Origin of the sequence: Streptomyces sp. NRRL F-6676 (assembly GCF_000725625.1) — a bacterium.
Taxonomy (GTDB): Bacteria; Actinomycetota; Actinomycetes; order Streptomycetales; family Streptomycetaceae; genus Streptomyces.
Window position 1 is genome coordinate 69799 of record NZ_JOHS01000016.1, and the last position, 16071, is coordinate 85869.

Here is a 16071-nt window from a genome sequence, read left to right on the forward strand (position 1 = left end):
CTGTCAGTTGTCCACAGGCGAGTGACACGAACCGGTAACGGCAACAAGAATGCGGGTGTGACGCCTCGCGGTTTTCCACCGCGCGGCGTCCTGCATCGGGGTGGGCCGGTCCGCGTCACGACGCGTCGGCCCGAGAAAAGTACGGGCCGAGGAGGGCCGGGTGACGACCTATGACGATCGAGCGAGCCTCACAGATCTGACCGCCACCGTGGAGCGCGTCCGCAGCGCGGTGGAAGGGGTGATCGAGGGCAAGCCCGAGGTCGTACGGCTTTCGCTGACCGTGTTGCTCGCCGAGGGGCATCTCCTCATCGAGGACGTGCCCGGCGTGGGCAAGACGATGCTCGCCAAGGCGCTGGCACGGTCCATCGACTGTTCGGTGCGGCGCATCCAGTTCACGCCCGACCTGCTGCCGTCGGACATCACGGGCGTGTCCATCTGGGACCAGCAGCGCCGGGACTTCGAGTTCAAGCCGGGCGCGGTCTTCGCGCAGATCGTGATCGGCGACGAGATCAACCGCGCCTCGCCGAAGACCCAGTCGGCGCTGCTCGAGTCGATGGAGGAGCGCCAGGTCACCATCGACGGCCAGACCTACGAACTCCCCCACCCCTTCATGGTGGTGGCGACGCAGAACCCGGTCGAGATGGAGGGCACCTACCCGCTCCCGGAGGCGCAGCGCGACCGCTTCATGGCCCGGGTCTCGGTGGGCTACCCGAGCATCGAGGCCGAACTTCGGATGCTGGACGTGCACGGCGGGATCTCCCCGCTGGAGGACCTCCAGCCGGTGGCGCACGCGCACGAGATCGGCAAGTTGATCGAGGCCGTGCGGGGCGTCCACGTGGCCGAGCCGGTGCGGCGGTACGCGGTGGAGCTGGTCGCCGCCACCCGCACCCACCCCGAGCTCAGACTCGGCGCCTCGCCGCGCGCCACGCTGCACCTGCTGCGCGCGGCGAAGGCGTCCGCGGCCCTGAACGGCCGGGAGTACGCGCTCCCCGACGACATCCAGGCGCTCGCCGTGGCGGTCCTCGCCCACCGGCTGCTGCCCACCGCCCAGGCCCAGCTCAACCGCCGCACCTCGGAGCAGGTGGTCGAGGAGATCCTCCAGACGACGCCCGTGCCCGCCGCGGCGCCCCCGCAGGGCCCCGGGCTCGCGATGGGCCGCGGGGCCCCCGCGTACGGCCAGCAGCCGCCGCGGAGGCTGTGATGCCGCGGGGGGCGCCGGGGTCCGCGGCCACGGAGGAGCAGGAACGGGGCGGGCTGCGCACGGCGCTCGCCGGGCTCACCACCCGCGGGCGGTCCTTCCTGGCCGCCGGGGTCGCGGCCGCGATCTGCGCCTACGTCCTCGGCCAGGGCGAGCTGCTCCGGGTCGGGCTGCTGCTCGCCGTGCTGCCGCTGATCTGCGCCACCGTGCTGTACCGCACCCGCTACCGGGTCGCGGGCAGCCGCCGGCTCTCCCCCGCGCGCGTGCCCGCCGGCAGCGAGGCCCGGGTCCATCTGCGGATGGACAACGTCTCCCGGCTGCCCACGGGCATGTTGATGCTCCAGGACCGGGTGCCCTACGTGCTCGGGCCCCGGCCCCGGTTCGTGCTCGACCGGGTGGAGGCGGGCGGGCGGCGCGAGGTGTCCTACCGGGTCCGCTCGGATCTGCGCGGCCGCTATCCGCTGGGGCCGCTCCAGCTGCGGCTCACCGATCCGTTCGGCATGTGCGAGCTGACCCGGTCCTTCTCGACGTACGACACCCTGACCGTCGTCCCGCGCGTGGAGCCGCTGCCGCCGGTGCGGCTGGCCGGCGAGGCCACCGGGTACGGCGACGGGCGGCAGCGCTCGCTGGCCCTGGCCGGTGACGACGATGTCATCCCGCGCGGCTACCGGCACGGCGACGATCTGCGCCGGGTGCACTGGCGTTCGACGGCCAGGTACGGCGAGCTGATGGTCCGCCGCGAGGAGCAGCCGCAGCGCGCCCGCTGCACGGTACTGCTCGACACCCGGGGCGGCGCCTACGACGGCGCCGGGCCCGACTCGGCCTTCGAGTGGGCGGTGGCGGGCGCGGCGTCCGTGCTGGTGCACATGCTGGAGCGGGGCTACTCGGTGCGGCTGCTGACCGACACCGGCAGCTCGGTGCCGGGCGAGGGCTCCGACGGGTTCGCGGGCGCGAGCCAGGAGTCCGCGGACGCGGCCGGGCTGATGATGGACACCCTCGCGGTGATCGACCACTCCGACGCCACGGGGCTGTCGGGCGCGTACGACGTGCTGCGGGGCGGGAACGAGGGGCTGCTGGTGGCGTTCTTCGGGGACCTCGACGAGGAGCAGGCGGCGATGGCCGCGCGGATGAGCCGGCGCGGTGGCGCGCTCGCCTTCGTCCTGGAGCCGGCCGGCTGGCTGCGGGAGGAGACCGACGTGCCCCCCGCCGGCCGGGGGAACGGCACCCGCGCGCTGCGGCTGCTGCGCGAGGCGGGCTGGACGGCGGTGCCGGTGCCGCGCGGCGCCGCGCTGGACGTGATGTGGCGCGAGGCGGACCGGCAACGCACGGGCCCGGGCGCGCTGAGCGGCGGCTACCCGGGAGGACGGCCGTGAGCGGCGGTGCGTCGGGAGAGGCGAGTGCGGGCGGCGGTCCGTCCGGAGCGGCGGACGTGAGCGGTGATCCGTCCGCAGGGACGGGTACGCGCGGCGGCCCGACCGGTAGGGCGGGTATGGGCGGCGGTCCGTCCGGAAGGACGGGTTTGCGCGGCGGTTGTCCGGGAGGGGCGGTCATGGACGGCGGCCCGACCGGAGGGGCGGGGAGGCGCGGCGGTCCGCCCGGAGGCGCGGGGAGGCGCGGCGGCCCGACCGGAGGCGCGGGAAGGCCCGGCGGCCCGACCGCAGCGACAGGCACGAACGGCGGTCCGTCCGGAAGGACGGGCATGCGCGGCGGCCCGACCGGAGGCGCGGGAAGGCGCGGCGGCCCGACCGGAGGCGCGGGGATGTGCGGCGGTCCGACCGCAGTGACAGGCACGAACGGCGGTCCGTCCGGAAGGACGGGTACGCGCGGCGGCCCGACCGGAAGGACGGGCACGCGCGGCGGTTGTCCGGGAGGGGCGGTCATGGACGGCGGCCCGCCCGGAGGCGCGGGGAGGCGCGGCGGCCCGACCGGTAGGGCGGGTTTGCGCGGCGGTTGTCCGGGAGGGGCGGTCGTAGACGGCGGCCCGGCTGGAGGCGCGGGAAGGCGCGGCGACCCGACCGGAGGGCGCGGCGGTCCGACCGCAGTGACAGGCACGAACGGCGGTCCGTCCGGAAGGGCGGGCATGCGCGGCGGGGTTTCGGAGGGGCGGGCATGAGCGGGCGGGCACGGCTGGCGTTGTGCGCGGCGGTGGCGACGCTGATGGCGGCGTGCGCGCTGCTGCCGCTGGTGTCGCCGGCGACCTGGTTCTTCCAGGCGGTGTTCCTGGTGGTCGTGCAGACCGGGGTGGGCGCGCTGACCCGGCGGGTGCCGCTGGCCCGGTCGCTGACCCTGGCCTGTCAGCTCCTGGTCTCCCTGCTGCTGCTCACCCTGATCTTCGCCCGGGAGTACGCCGTCGCCGGGTTCGTGCCGGGGCCCGAGGCCTTCCGGTACTTCGGCGAGCTGCTGGACACCGGCTCCGACCAGGTCGCCCAGTACGCCATCCCCGCGCCGCTCACCCCCGGCATCCGGCTGATGCTGGTCGGCGGCGTGGTGCTGATCGGCCTCGCGGTGGACACCCTCGCGGTCACCTTCCGCAGCGCGGCCCCGGCCGGGCTGCCGCTCCTCGCGCTGTACTCGGTGGCGGCGGGGCTGGCCGACGGCGGTGCCGCCTGGCTGTGGTTCCTGCTGGCGTCGGCCGGCTATCTGATGCTGCTGCTCGCCGAGGGCCGCGACCGGCTCTCGCAGTGGGGGCGCGTCTTCGGCGGCGGCACCCGCACCCCGGGCGGCGGCGCTCCCGGCGGCGGCACGGTGGCGCCCGTGCGCACCGGACGGCGGATCGGGGTGCTCGCCCTCGGCGTGGCCCTCGTCGTACCGCTCGCGCTGCCCGCGCTCGACGGCGGGCTGCTGGACGCCACCGGCGCCGGGGTCGGCTCCGGAACGGGCGGCGGCGGCACGATCTCGGCGGTCAACCCGCTGGTGTCGCTGCGGGACAGCCTGAACACGGACGACGACCGCCAGGTGCTGTCCTACCGCACCGACACCGAGGACACGCAGGACATGTACCTGCGGATCGTGGCCCTCGATGACTTCGACGGCACCACCTGGAAGCCGGCCCAGCGGCACATCGAGGACGTGCCCGGCACCTTCCCGAACCCCCTCGGGCTGAAGCAGGACGTCCGGCGCAGCGAGATCCGCACCCGGATAGCCGCTGCCGACGACTACGCCCAGGACTGGCTGCCGATGCCGTACCCGGCCAGCGGGGTCGACGTCGACGGCAAGTGGCGGTTCGAGCCGGTGGGCCGCACGCTCGTCGGCGACCACGGGCAGACCACCCGGGGCGCGCGGTACACGGTGCGCAGCCTGATCGTGCAGCCGACCGCGCGGCAGCTGGCCACGGCGCCCGAGCCGCCGTCAGATCTGAAGCGCGAGTTCACCGCGGTCCCCGGCTCGCTGCCGGACGTGGTGGCGGAGAAGGCCCGCGAGGTGACCAAGGGCGCGGACAACCACTACGAGCAGGCGGTGAAGCTACAGGACTGGTTCGCGGTCAACGGCGGCTTCACCTACGACACCCAGGTGGAGGTCGGCAGCGGCTCCGGGGCGATCGCCCGCTTCCTCAGGGACAAGCGCGGCTTCTGCGTCCACTTCTCCTTCGCGATGGCGTCGATGGCGCGGACGCTGGGCATACCGGCCCGGGTCGCGGTCGGCTTCACGCCGGGGACGCCGCAGGCCGACGGGTCGATGTCGGTGGGGCTGCGGGACGCGCACGCGTGGCCGGAGCTGTACTTCGAGGGCGTGGGCTGGACCCGCTTCGAGCCGACCCCGAACCGGGGTTCGACGCCGGAGTACACGCAGACGCAGACCCCGACGGGTGAGAACCCCGAGGCGCCGCAGCCGTCGGCGTCCTCGTCCGCGGCCACGTCGGCCGAGCCGTCGGCGGACGAGAGCTGCTCGGCCGAGCAGAAGCGGCTACAGGCATGCCCGACCGAGTCGGCCCTGGCCGGCACCGCCGCCCACGACGACGGACCGCCCTGGTGGCAGCTTCTGGGCCTCGCGGCGCTGGCGTTGCTGGTGCTGGTCGTGCCGTTGCTGCCGATGCTGTGGCGGGTGCGGCAGCGGGCGGTGCGGCTCGGAGGGCACGGGCGGGGCGAGCGGGAGGCGGCCGGGCACGTCCTGGCGGTGTGGCGGGAGGTCGTGGACTCCGCGTGGGACCTCGGGATCGTGCCCGACGACTCGCTGACTCCGCGGAAGGCGGCCGAGCGGATCGTGCGGCTGGGAAATCTCGAGGGGGCGGCGGCGGAGGCGATGCACCGGCTGGCCTCGGCGGTGGAGGAGATCCTGTACGCGCCGCACCCGCGGGCCGCGGGTGGGGTCGCCCAGGATGCGCGGGTCGTCGTCGGGGCGTTGCGGGAGGGTGTGGGACGGGTGGCCCGGGTGCGGGCGGGGCTCGCGCCGCGGTCGGCCCGGCGGGTGGTGTGGGCGGTGGCGGAACGGTGGGCGGCCCTGCGGGCGGCTGTTCGGAGCCGGGTGCCGTCGGTGCGGTGGCCGCGGCGGGCACAGGGCTGAGGGGCGCGTCCGAGAGGGGTTCTCGCCCCCGCCGCCCCTACCCATTCCCGTCCCCCGGGGGCTGCGCCCCCGGACCCCCGCAAGATCGCGCCCACGCGGCGGAGCCGCAAACCAACACAGCCCCGCGCCCCTGAATCAGGGGCGCGGGGAACTGCGCGTTTGGTGTCTGTGGTGTGGTGCCTACTGGCCCTGTTCGTCGCGCCGGCGCTGCCAGCGTTGTTCGATGCGGTCCATCATGGAGCGTCGCTGCCGGATCTGGCGGCCCGGCGGGGACGCCGGCTGTTCGCCCGGCTTGGGGGCCTTCCGCCAGCCCGTCACGGCGAGCACCGCACACCCCAGCATGACCAGGAACCCGACCACACTGACCCAGATCTGCTGTGCGACCATTCCGGCCATGAGGAGCGCGATACCTACGAGGAAGCCCGCCACCGCCTGGTAGACCCGTCGCCGGGTGTACGTACGCAGCGCGCTTCCCTCGAGCGCTGTCGCGAACTTGGGATCTTCGGCGTACAGCGCTCGCTCCATCTGCTCGAGCATGCGCTGCTCGTGCTCCGAGAGCGGCACGGAGTCCTCCTCATCGTGCAGTCGCCGGGGCGACCGGGGGTCCCCTTCAGGATAGGCAGGGAATCGCCCCCGTGAAACCCGCCCCTCTGCGCCAATCGACCAACCGGAATCCGCCATGGCCGTCCGGCTCACTGAGGCTTCCATTCCCCAGCGGCCGCTCCGTCATGCCGGGCGGTCTCCCCCGATCATACGGCGCCGGGCACCCGTTCGGGGGGCCTGTGGCGTACTCCATCCGCCGCCGCGTCCCTGATCAGCGGCGCGTCACGGGAGGCGGCTCAGGCCTCGTCCGCCCCTCGCGTCTCACCGAGAACGTGGAGCTGCGTGGCCACGGAGTGGAAGGCGGCGTGCTCGGCCGCCGCGGCCTCCAGTTTGAGCAGCGCCTCCAGCGCCCCGGGCTCGGTGTCGACCAGTACCCCGGGCACGAGATCGGCGAAGACGCGCACGCCGTGCACGGCGGCCACGCGCAGCCCCGCGCCCTCGACCAGCGCGGTGAGCTGGTCGGCGGTGAAACGGTGCGGCACGGGGTCGGCCTCGCCCCAGCGGCCGTTCGGGTCGTCGAGGGCCTGCCGGGCCTCCTTGAAGTGCCCGGCGAGGGCGCGCGCGAGCACGGCACCGCCGAGACCGGCGGCGAGCAGGCTGAGCACCCCGTCGGGGCGCAGCGCGGCCACCGCGTTGCGGACGCCCTCGGCCGGATCGTCCACGTACTCCAGGACCCCGTGGCACAGCACGACGTCGTGACCGCCGCGCTCGACCACGTCGAACAGTCCGTGGGCGTCACCCTGCACGCCCCGCACCCGGTCGGCGACGCCTGCCTCGGCGGCCCGCCGCTCCAGGGCGAACAGCGCGTTCGGGCTGGGGTCGACGACGGTGACGCGGTGGCCGAGTCGGGCGACGGGCACGGCGAAGTTGCCGCTGCCGCCCCCGGTGTCGAGCACGTCGAGCACGTCCCGGCCCGTGGCCTTCACCCGGCGGTCGAGGGCGTCCTTGAGGACCTCCCAGACCACGGCGGTACGGAGGGAGGCGCGGGGGCGCATCGGGTCCGACACGGCAGTTGACTCCTCGGCGCGGCACCGCCGGGGGTACGGCGGAACGGGTGGGGCTGCCCTCCGCTCCCCGTGTCACCGGAACTCACCGGCTGTCACCAGGGTGGAAGGCCTCAGGCGCCTTCCACCCTATTGCCTCCGGCGGCGTCCGAAGAGTCCCGTCCGCCCGGTGGGCACCGCCCCGCTCACCCCGCGTGGGACGCCGCCTCCCTCACCCCGCGTCGGGCACCTCCCGGTCGCCGCGGCCGCCGCGGTCCGTCCGGCCCGCGTCGCCGCGGGGTGCGGGCAGTACCGGCTGGAGCACCAGCATGCGTTCCACCAGCCGGACGAACATGGCCACGTCGCGTATCAGGTCGTCCGCGTCGCGGTTGCTCGCGGCGCCCCGGATGCCGGCCTCCGCACGGGCGCGCCGCTCCGCGCCGGAGGCGAACAGGGCGCTCCACTCGTCGAGTTCGGGCGCTATCTCGGGCAGCACGTCCCAGGCGCTGCGAATCCGGGCGCGGCGCCGGGGCGTCGGCTCCGGGCGGCCGCGGGCGGCGAGCACCGCGGCGGCGGTGCGCAGGGCGGCCAGATGGGCGGCGGCGTACCGCTCGTTGGACGTCTCCAGCACGGTCGCCTCGTCGAGACCGGCGCGGGCCTGGGCGAGCAGGTCGAGCGCGGCGGGCGGGGCGGTGGTCCGGCGGAGCACGGGGTGCACGTCGGCGGCCGGGCCGGTCGGTGAGGGGGCAGGGCCGGCCGTGCGGCGCCGCCGGGCGGCGCCCGCCTCGTGGTGGGCCATGACGAACCTCCTGTCGTCTTCTCGACGGCACTGTGGCCGTATGCGCCCATAGTGGGGTATGGCACTGACAATCCGTTCCGACCTGCGCTTTTGCCTCGCTCACACGTTCGGGGAGAGGTCCGGGCGGGGGTTTCGCAAGGTTGCTGTGAGAATCAGGGGCATGGTCGAAACCAGCAGCGTCACGCGGGGCGTCACGAGCCGCCGTGAGGCCACCCGGCAGAAGCTCTACGAGGCGGCCGTCACCCTCATCGCGGAGCAGGGGTTCTCCGCCACCACGGTGGACGAGATCGCCGAGCGCGCCGGGGTCGCCAAGGGCACGGTGTACTACAACTTCGCGAGCAAGTCGGTGCTCTTCGAGGAGCTGCTGCGGCACGGCGTGGGACTGCTGACCGTCTCGCTGCGGGAGGCGGCCGAGCGCACCGGCCGCGCAGGCGGCTGCACGGTGGACGCGCTGGACGCGATGGTCCGCGCCGGACTGGAGTTCATCGCCCGCTACCCGGCCTTCACCCAGCTGTACGTGGCCGAGCTGTGGCGCACCAACCGGGCCTGGCAGCCGACCCTGACGGTGGTGCGGCAGCAGGTCGTCGCGGTCATCGAGGACGTGCTGCGGGCGGGGGTGGCGCGGGGCGAGCTGAGCGGTGAGATCGACGTGTCGCTGACGGCGGCGGCCCTGGTCGGCATGGTGCTGGTGGCGGCGCTCGACTGGCAGTCCTTCCAGCCGGAGCGCTCCCTGGACGACGTCCACGCGGCGTTGTCACGGCTGTTGCAGGGCCGGGTGGGCGGACGCGGCTGACGCGTGTGCGGCACGCGTGTGCCCCACGCGCGCGTGGGGCGCGTCAAGCGCCGGTCCGGGCCGGCCGCGTCCCCCGCGGGCCGGTCCGGACCGGCGCTTGACGCGCCCCCCGTTTTCCCCGTGATCCCCGTACTCCCCCGAGCCCCGGGATCCCCCGTGCCTCGCTCCCGCCGACGGATCGGCGGAAGGAGCGGCCGGGGCCGGGCTCCGTTCCGCCGCCCCGTGTCGGCGGTACCGGAGCCGCGCCCCCTTCCGTGCCTCCACTCTCCCGTCCGCGCCCGTCGGAGCCCATCCGTGCGGCTACTCATCTCCGTGGCTGGGTACGGGTACTCAGTGCTGCGCATCCGTCCCCAGGGCCGGTGGCCCCCGGGACGGATTGTCGGTGGTGGCCGATACAGTCCCTGACATGGCACGGATTGCGGTGATCGGCGCCGGGATGGGCGCGATGGCGGCCGCCGCCCGGCTGGCCGTCGCGGGCCACCGGGTGACGGTGTACGAGCGTACGGAGACGTACGGCGGCGGGGTGCGCCGCTTCACGCGCGAGGGGTTCTCCTTCGACACCGGGCCGGGTCTGCTGCCGCTGCCGGCGGTCTGGCGGGATCTGTTCGTCAAGACGGGCAAGGAGCCGCTGGAGGAGTGCGTCGAGCTGGTGCAGGTGGACCCCGCCTCACGGCACGTCTTCGCGGACGGCACGGAGGTCGCGCTGCCCAACGCCTCGCGGGCGGGCGTCGTCGCGGCGCTGGACGCGGCGCTCGGCGCCGGGGCGGGGACGCGGTGGGGCGACTTCCTGGTGCGCGCCCGGGAGGCGTGGGACCGTACGCGGCGGCCGCTGCTGGAGGAGCCCCTGTGGGCCGACTGGCGGGTCCTCGGCGAGCGGGAGCCGTACCCGGCGGTGCCGCGCCGCCGGCTGCTGCGCACCCGTACGGCCGCGACGCTGGCCGAGGTCGGCGAGCTGGAGCTGGCCGATCCCCGGCTGGCCGCGCTGCTGGAGAGCCACGCCCTGGCCTGGGGGCTCGATCCGCGTACGACGCCGGCGAGCGCGGCGGTGCTGCCGTACATGGAGCACGCGTTCGGGCTGTGGTACGTGCGCGGGGGGCTGCGGGAGCTGGCCCGCGCGGTGTACGAGCGGTGTCTGGCCCGCCGGGTGGAGTTCGCCTTCGGTGCGGAGGTCACCGGGGTGGTGGAGAAGGACGGCCGGGCGGTGGGCGTGGAGCTCGGTGACGGCACGGTGGCCGAGGCGGAGCATGTGGTGGCCGGCGTCGATCCGGGGCGGCTGGCCGGGCTCGTGGGGCGTCCGCCGTGGCCGGACGGCGAGGTGGGGGCCGACGTCGGGGCCGCCGGGGCCTCGGGGGCCGGGCGGTTCACGGTGCTCCTCGCGCTGCGCGGGGCGCGGGAGGGGGCGGTGGCGCACCGCACGGTCGTGCACTCCCCCGACCGTGTCGCCGAGCTGGACTTCCTCGCCGGGCGTCTTCCGGCGGCGGCCGTGCGGCCGACGGTGAGTGTGCTGCGGCCGGACGACGCGGCGTTGCGGCCGGACGGTGCGCACGAGGCGGTGGTGGTGTCGGCGGCCGTGCCGGTGGGGGCCGACTGGAGCGCTCCCGAGGTTCGGGAGCGGTTCGCCGAGCGGATGGTCGAGGCGGCGGGCGCTGCCGTGCCGGGGCTGCGGACCCGGGAGTTGTGGCGGGAGGTGCGGTCGCCGGGAGAGACGGCGGTGGAGACGGGGGTGAGGTCGGGGGCGGTGCCGTGGCCCGCGTTCGCGGCGGGGGACGGCCGCTTCTTGCGGCCGTCCAATGTGACGGGGGTGGCGGGGGTCTTCGCGGTGGGGGGATGGGCCCAGCCGGGTGGGGGGTTGGCGCACGCGGGGATGTCCGGTGCGCTGGTCGCCGGGCTGGTGGTGGAGGGGCCCGGGTTCCGGGGCTCCCAGTAGCCCTCCCGGACGGGGGTTGTCGGGGGCGCGCGAGAGCTCGGGTGGGGCGGGTTCGTGGGCGGGGCGGGTTCGTGGGCGGGTGCGGGCGTGTCGCGGCTGGTCGCGCCCCCGCGGCGGAGCCGCGCGAGGACACAGCCCCCGCGCCCCTTCAGGGGGCGGCCGGTCCGTACGACGGAACAGCCCCGCTCCGTTGGAAGCGGGGCGCAGCCCCACGCCCCTGACGGGGCGCGGTGCCGTCAGTAGCGGTACTGGTCGTCGTAGCCCTGGCCGTTGGGGTTGTTCTGGTAGGGGTAGGACTGCTCGGGGGGGAGTTCGCCGCCGTAGGTGTCTTCCGTGTTGCGCTGCTGGGGGACCCAGACGCCGCCGGGCGGGGTCTCTCCGTAGCCGCCGGGGGCTCCCGCCGCCGTGCCGTACTGGTCCTGCTCCTGGCCGTAGCCCTGCTGGCCGTACTGCTGTTCCCCGTAGCCGGCGCCGGTGTCGTAGGCGCCGCCCTCCGGGTACGCCGAGGCGCCGATGTACGGGTCGGAGTAGGCCCCGTACTGCTGCTGCCCGGCGTCGTAGCCGTAGCCCTGCTGGTCGTAGGAGTAGCCGTCGTAGCCGTACCCCTGCTGCTGGGCGCCGGCCGCGTTCGAGGCGGCGGCGTAGGCGGCGTCGGTGTAGACGCCGTACGTGCCGGTCTCGTCGGGCATCGGCTGCGGCTCGTAGACCGCCGTCGCCTCGGCCGGGCTCTCCGCGCCCGCGGGCCGCGCCGGGGTGAAGACGTCGTCGCGGTCGTCGTCGAAGGACTCGGCCTGCTGCTCGTACGTTCCGGAGACGGCATCGTCCTCCGGCCCGAACTCGGTGGGGTCCGGCTCCGGCGGGGGGTTCTCGCCGCGCCGCCGCTTGCTGCCGCCAGGCTCCCGCTTGGGGTGCCCGACGGCCCAGCCCGCCGCGAAGCCGCGGCGGAACGACAGCGTCACATACGTCTGTCCGACGGCGAACGCCGCGGCGCCCAGACCGATCACCAGGACGGACGGCACCAGCACGCCGAGGACGACGAGGAGGAAGCCGCCGAAGGCGAGCAGCCGCCAGCGCAGCCGTGCCTTGTACTGCAACAGCACCTCGCCGAGCAGCCACAGCGCGACGATGCCGAACGCGATGTAGAGGACCGTCCAGCCCATGTACGCCCCTCTCCCTGTGGTCGCTACGCAGTGTGTCGTACGACGATGCGACCGGTCTAGGTGCCCCGTGTGTGGTGCAGACCCAGGTTCTCGTGAATTTCCAGTGTCGCGGTGGAGTTGTTCAGCGTGATGAAGTGCAGTCCGGGGACGCCCTCGGCCAGCAGCCGCGCGCAGAACTCCGTGGCGAACTCGATGCCAATGGAGCGTACAGCGGCCGGATCGTCCTTCGCCGCGAGGATGCGGTCTTTCAACTCCCTTGGGAACACGGCGTTGCTGAGCTGTGGCAATCGCTCCAGCATCTTGACACTCGTCACCGGCAGGACCTCCGGGATGACCGGGGTCGCACAGCTTGCCGCGTCGACCCGGTCACGCAGCCGCAGGTAGGCCTCCGGATCGAAGAACATCTGGGTGATCGCGTAGTCGGCGCCGGCCCGGCACTTGTCGACGAAGTGGGCCACGTCGGTGTCCCAGTCGGTGGAGCGCGGGTGCATCTCGGGGAACGCGGCGACGCCGACGCAGAAGTCGCCGGACTCCTTGATGAGCCGGACCAGTTCGGCGGCGTAGGTCAGGCCCTCCGGGTGCGCCACCCACTCGGCCATCGGGTCGCCGGGCGGGTCGCCGCGCACGGCGAGCATGTTGCGGATCCCGGCGTCGGCGTACTGGCCGATGATGTTGCGCAGCTCGGCCACGGAGTGGTTGACGGCGGTGAGGTGGGCGACCGGGGTGAGCGTGGTGTCGGCGACGATTCTCTGCGTCGCCCGCACCGTGCCCGAGCGGGTGGAGCCGCCGGCGCCGTACGTCACGGAGACGAAGTCCGGGGCGACCGCCTCCACCCTGCGCAGCGCGTTCCAGAGGTTGCGCTCGCCCTTCTCCGTCTTGGGCGCCCAGAACTCGAACGAGCAGACCGTCCTGCCGGTGGCGAGCATGTCGCGCACGGTGCGTGCGCGGTCAGTCCTGGTGGATGCGGTTCCGAGGGCCATATGGGCAGGTTAGCCAGGGGTGTGCGGTCCCCCAACCGGACGGCGGACATTTGTCTTGTTTGCCGGGTTGTTGTCCACCCCTCGGACACTCTCGGACACTCCCGGGCACCGGATCCGGCCGACCCGTCGTCACCGGGCGTGGCGGAGCCGTTCCGCGAACTCGGCCGCGGCCGCCCCGGGATCGTCGGCCTCCGTGAGGGCACGGACGACGACGACCCGGCGGGCGCCGGCCTCCAGCACCTCGTCGAGGTTGCCGAGGTCGATGCCTCCGATCGCGAACCAGGGGCGGTCGGTGCCGAGCGCGGCGGTGTGCCGGACCAGGTCGAGGCCGGGGGCCGGGCGGCCGGGCTTGGTGGGGGTGGGCCAGCAGGGGCCGGTGCAGAAGTAGTCCACGCCGTCCTGGACGGCGGCGGCCTCGGCCTCCGCGGCCGAGTGCGTGGAGCGGCCGACGAGGGTGCCGTCGCCGAGGATCGCGCGGGCGGCGGGCACCGGGAGGTCGCCCTGGCCCAGGTGCAGGACGTCGGCGCCGGCGGCGTGGGCGACGTCCGCGCGGTCGTTCACCGCGAGCAGGCGCCCGTGGCGGGCGCAGGCCTCGGCGAAGACCTCCAGGTGCGCCAGTTCCTCGGCCGCCTCCATGCCCTTGTCGCGGAGCTGCACGATGTCCACGCCGGCGGCGAGGACCGCGTCCAGGAACTCGGGGAGGTCCCCCTGGCGCGTGCGGGCGTCCGTGCACAGGTAGAGCAGGGCGTCGTCGAGGCGGGCGCGGACGGTGTCGGGCACGGTGGGGCTCCCCCGGGTGGTTCTCGTTGTTCTCCGGGCCGCCCTCCGTGCGGGCGGCGCGGTCGGCGGCGTACGGGCCGTCCGCGGTGGGCGGCCCGTACGCCGGAGGTTACGTCCCCGGGGTCAGACGGCGAGCGCCTGGGCCCGGCGCTTCACCTCCGTGCCGCGGTTCTCGCCGAGCGCCTGCGCGGGGGTGCCGGGCAGGCTCGGGTCCGTCGTGAAGAGCCACTCCAGCATCTCTTCGTCCGTGAAGCCGTCGTCCCGCAGGAGCGTCAGGGTGCCGGACAGGCCCTTGACGACCTTGTCCCCGTCGATGAAGGCGGCGGGGACGTGCAGTGCGCGGTTCTCACCCCGGCGTACGGCGATGAGCTGGCCCTCCTTGACCAGCTGGCGAACGCGGGTCACCTCGACGCCGAGCTGCTCGGCGATGTCGGGGAGGGTGAGCCAGGCGGGGACGAGAGCATCGATCTTTGCGTCAATCTCGGTCACGGAACCAAGCGTGCCATTGTCGACTGACAGCCGGAAGCGGGACCGGCCAGTCGTGGGACACGGTGGCCGCCCGGGGGCGCCTCACAGCTCGGGTTCCGGGTGCCCGGGGTCCGAGGGGCGGAGCCCTTGAAGGGACGGGAAGAGCAGGGGCGGCGGGGCCGAGGAAAGAACGCCTACGCCACCGCCCGCTTCAAAGGGCGCGCCGGGTCCGTGAGGAGCCCCGGGTCCATCACCGCCCCCGCCTCGATCAGCCGGCGCCCCTGCGCCAGGTCACGCGGCCGGCCCACCGCCAGCAACGCCACCAGCCGCCCGTCCCGCAACCAGCACACCGACCACGCCGCCCCGGCGGAATCCCCCCGCCACACCAGCTCGTCCGCCCCCACGTGATGCCCCGCGTACTGCACGAACCGTCCGAACTGCTCCGACCAGAAGTACGGCACCGGGTCGTACGCCACCCCCGCGTCCCCCACGACGTTCGCCGCCACCGTCCGCGGCCCCTGCAACGCGTTGTCCCAGTGGTGCACGAGCAACCGCTCCCCGTACCGCGCCGAGGGGAAGGACGCGCAGTCGCCGACCGCGTACACGTCCGCCACGGACGTGCGCAGCCGGTCGTCGGCGAGCACCTCCCCGTGCGCACCGAGCGCGATCCCGGACCCGGCCAGCCACCCGGTCGCGGGCCGCGCACCGATGCCGACGACGACCGCCCCGGCCGGCACCCGCGAGCCGTCGTCGAGGACGACCGCCCCGGGCTCGACACGCGCCACGCGCGCGTGCGTGCGCAGCACGGCCCCGCTGTCGGCGTACCAGCGGGCCATCGGCGCCGCGACCTCGGCCGGCAGCGCCTCCGCGAGCGGCCGGCCGGCGGCCTCCACGACGGTCACCGCGCACCCCGCCTCCCGGGCGGCCGTGGCGAACTCGGCGCCGATCCACCCCGCCCCGACGACCACGACGTCGTGCTGGTCCGCGAGCACCGGGCGCAGCCGTTCGGCATCGTCCAGGGTGCGCAGCAGATGCACCCCCGGCACGCCCTCGGTGCCCGGGAGCCGGACCGGTTCGGCGCCGGTCGCGAGGACGAGCACGTCGTAGGGGACGGGCCCGTCGGCGGTGTCCAGTTCGTGGTCGCCGGGGCGCACCCCGAGGACCTCGCGGCCGAGCCGCAGTCCGATGCCGAGCGCCTCGAAGTCGATGTCGAAGGCGGAGCCCTCCGCCTTGCCGAGCAGGACCGCCTTGGACAGCGGCGGCCGGTCGTAGGGCTGGTGCGGTTCCGCGCCGATCACGGTCACGGGGCCGGTGAACCCCTGTTCGCGCAGGGCGACCGCGGTCTGTACGCCCGCCATGCCCGCGCCCGCGACCACGATCCGCCGCTCCGCCCGTTCCCTCGCCTGCTCGCTCACCTGTTCACCTCAGTGTTTCCCACGGCTGCCCGCCGTGGACCTCGTGCCCGGACACCACCGTCGGATACCGCCTTCGGATACCCGTCTCAGCCGGGTATCTGCTCCACCACGCTCGTCCCGCTGCCCTCCTGGGACTCCCATTCCCATGTCTCCTCCAGGCGCACGCGCCCGTCGGGCAGGGCGACGACGCGGGAGACGCAGTGTCCCGAGGAGGTGCTGCCGTCGTGCTTGAGCTGCACGTAACGGAAGTCGAGCCGGTCGCCCGCGCGGGTGCCCACGAGGTGGCCGCGGACCACGTCGCCGCCCGCGTACTCGGCCCAGATCTCGCCGTCCTTCTCGTGGTACGAGAAGCGGGTACGGGTGCCCACCTGGCCCGGTGCCTGGTCGGCGACCGGGGCGAGGACGAGTCCGTCGAGCGAGGGCGTCATGGTGCGGGGCTCCCTGTGGGGGTCGAGCGGGAAGGGC

The 16071-nt window shown here is 74.7% G+C and carries 14 protein-coding genes; 5 read left to right on the forward strand and 9 right to left on the reverse strand.

Annotated elements, in window-relative coordinates; all coding sequences use genetic code 11:
- The first annotated feature begins 160 nt into the window (after positions 1 to 160).
- The 3 genes from IO29_RS13325 to IO29_RS13335 all read left to right on the forward strand — a co-directional run bounded on the left by IO29_RS13325 (position 161) and on the right by IO29_RS13335 (position 5698).
- Positions 161 to 1201, forward strand: a complete 1041-nt coding sequence (locus IO29_RS13325) for an AAA family ATPase (RefSeq protein WP_030380331.1) — start codon at positions 161 to 163, stop codon at positions 1199 to 1201.
- Positions 1201 to 2571 carry a DUF58 domain-containing protein gene (locus IO29_RS13330; protein WP_030380332.1) on the forward strand — a complete coding sequence of 457 codons (1371 nt, stop codon included), beginning with the start codon at positions 1201 to 1203 and terminating at the stop codon, positions 2569 to 2571. Before IO29_RS13325 ends, IO29_RS13330 begins: the two co-directional genes overlap by 1 nt.
- A 736-nt stretch (positions 2572 to 3307) precedes the next feature.
- On the forward strand, positions 3308 to 5698 hold the full coding sequence (locus tag IO29_RS13335) for a transglutaminase TgpA family protein (protein ID WP_030380333.1): 2391 nt from the start codon (positions 3308 to 3310) through the stop codon (positions 5696 to 5698).
- Between the two features lie 180 nt (positions 5699 to 5878).
- On the opposite strand, the gene IO29_RS13340 is transcribed toward IO29_RS13335, so the two are convergent.
- The 3 genes from IO29_RS13340 to IO29_RS13350 all read right to left on the reverse strand — a co-directional run bounded on the left by IO29_RS13340 (position 5879) and on the right by IO29_RS13350 (position 8083).
- The gene (locus tag IO29_RS13340; RefSeq protein WP_030380334.1) at positions 5879 to 6262 is read right to left on the reverse strand and encodes a DUF3040 domain-containing protein; all 384 of its coding nucleotides are present in this window, start codon (positions 6260 to 6262) and stop codon (positions 5879 to 5881) included.
- Between the two features lie 275 nt (positions 6263 to 6537).
- Positions 6538 to 7308, reverse strand: coding sequence for a methyltransferase (locus IO29_RS13345; protein ID WP_030380335.1), 771 nt, complete (start codon positions 7306 to 7308; stop codon positions 6538 to 6540).
- 208 nt (positions 7309 to 7516) lie between these two features.
- Positions 7517 to 8083, reverse strand: coding sequence for an SAV_6107 family HEPN domain-containing protein (locus IO29_RS13350; RefSeq protein ID WP_030380336.1), 567 nt, complete (start codon positions 8081 to 8083; stop codon positions 7517 to 7519).
- A 160-nt stretch (positions 8084 to 8243) separates the two neighbouring features.
- Between IO29_RS13350 and IO29_RS13355 the strand changes: the two genes are divergently transcribed.
- The gene (locus IO29_RS13355; protein WP_030380337.1) at positions 8244 to 8876 is read left to right on the forward strand and encodes a TetR/AcrR family transcriptional regulator; all 633 of its coding nucleotides are present in this window, start codon (positions 8244 to 8246) and stop codon (positions 8874 to 8876) included.
- Between the two features lie 406 nt (positions 8877 to 9282).
- Positions 9283 to 10803 carry a phytoene desaturase family protein gene (locus IO29_RS13360; protein WP_078864278.1) on the forward strand — a complete coding sequence of 507 codons (1521 nt, stop codon included), beginning with the start codon at positions 9283 to 9285 and terminating at the stop codon, positions 10801 to 10803.
- A gap of 236 nt (positions 10804 to 11039) precedes the next feature.
- Here the strand turns inward: IO29_RS13360 and IO29_RS13365 are convergent, their stop codons facing one another.
- The 6 genes from IO29_RS13365 to IO29_RS13390 all read right to left on the reverse strand — a co-directional run bounded on the left by IO29_RS13365 (position 11040) and on the right by IO29_RS13390 (position 16034).
- Positions 11040 to 11963, reverse strand: a complete 924-nt coding sequence (locus IO29_RS13365; protein WP_030382283.1) for an SCO2102 family sporulation regulator — start codon at positions 11961 to 11963, stop codon at positions 11040 to 11042.
- Positions 11964 to 12019: 56 nt separating this feature from the next.
- A complete protein-coding gene (metF, locus tag IO29_RS13370; RefSeq protein WP_033226516.1) occupies positions 12020 to 12943 on the reverse strand; it encodes a methylenetetrahydrofolate reductase [NAD(P)H] in 924 nt (307 codons plus the stop codon).
- 129 nt (positions 12944 to 13072) lie between these two features.
- Positions 13073 to 13723 carry a thiamine phosphate synthase gene (thiE, locus tag IO29_RS13375; protein ID WP_030382281.1) on the reverse strand — a complete coding sequence of 217 codons (651 nt, stop codon included), beginning with the start codon at positions 13721 to 13723 and terminating at the stop codon, positions 13073 to 13075.
- 123 nt (positions 13724 to 13846) lie between these two features.
- Entirely contained in the window at positions 13847 to 14212 is a 366-nt protein-coding gene (locus IO29_RS13380; protein WP_030382280.1) for an Rv2175c family DNA-binding protein, read from the reverse strand.
- Positions 14213 to 14385: 173 nt separating this feature from the next.
- Complete coding sequence (locus tag IO29_RS13385) at positions 14386 to 15549, reverse strand: NAD(P)/FAD-dependent oxidoreductase (protein WP_420705397.1); 1164 nt, start codon at positions 15547 to 15549, stop codon at positions 14386 to 14388.
- 143 nt (positions 15550 to 15692) lie between these two features.
- Complete coding sequence (locus IO29_RS13390; RefSeq protein ID WP_030382278.1) at positions 15693 to 16034, reverse strand: avidin-fold protein; 342 nt, start codon at positions 16032 to 16034, stop codon at positions 15693 to 15695.
- Positions 16035 to 16071 lie beyond the last annotated feature (37 nt).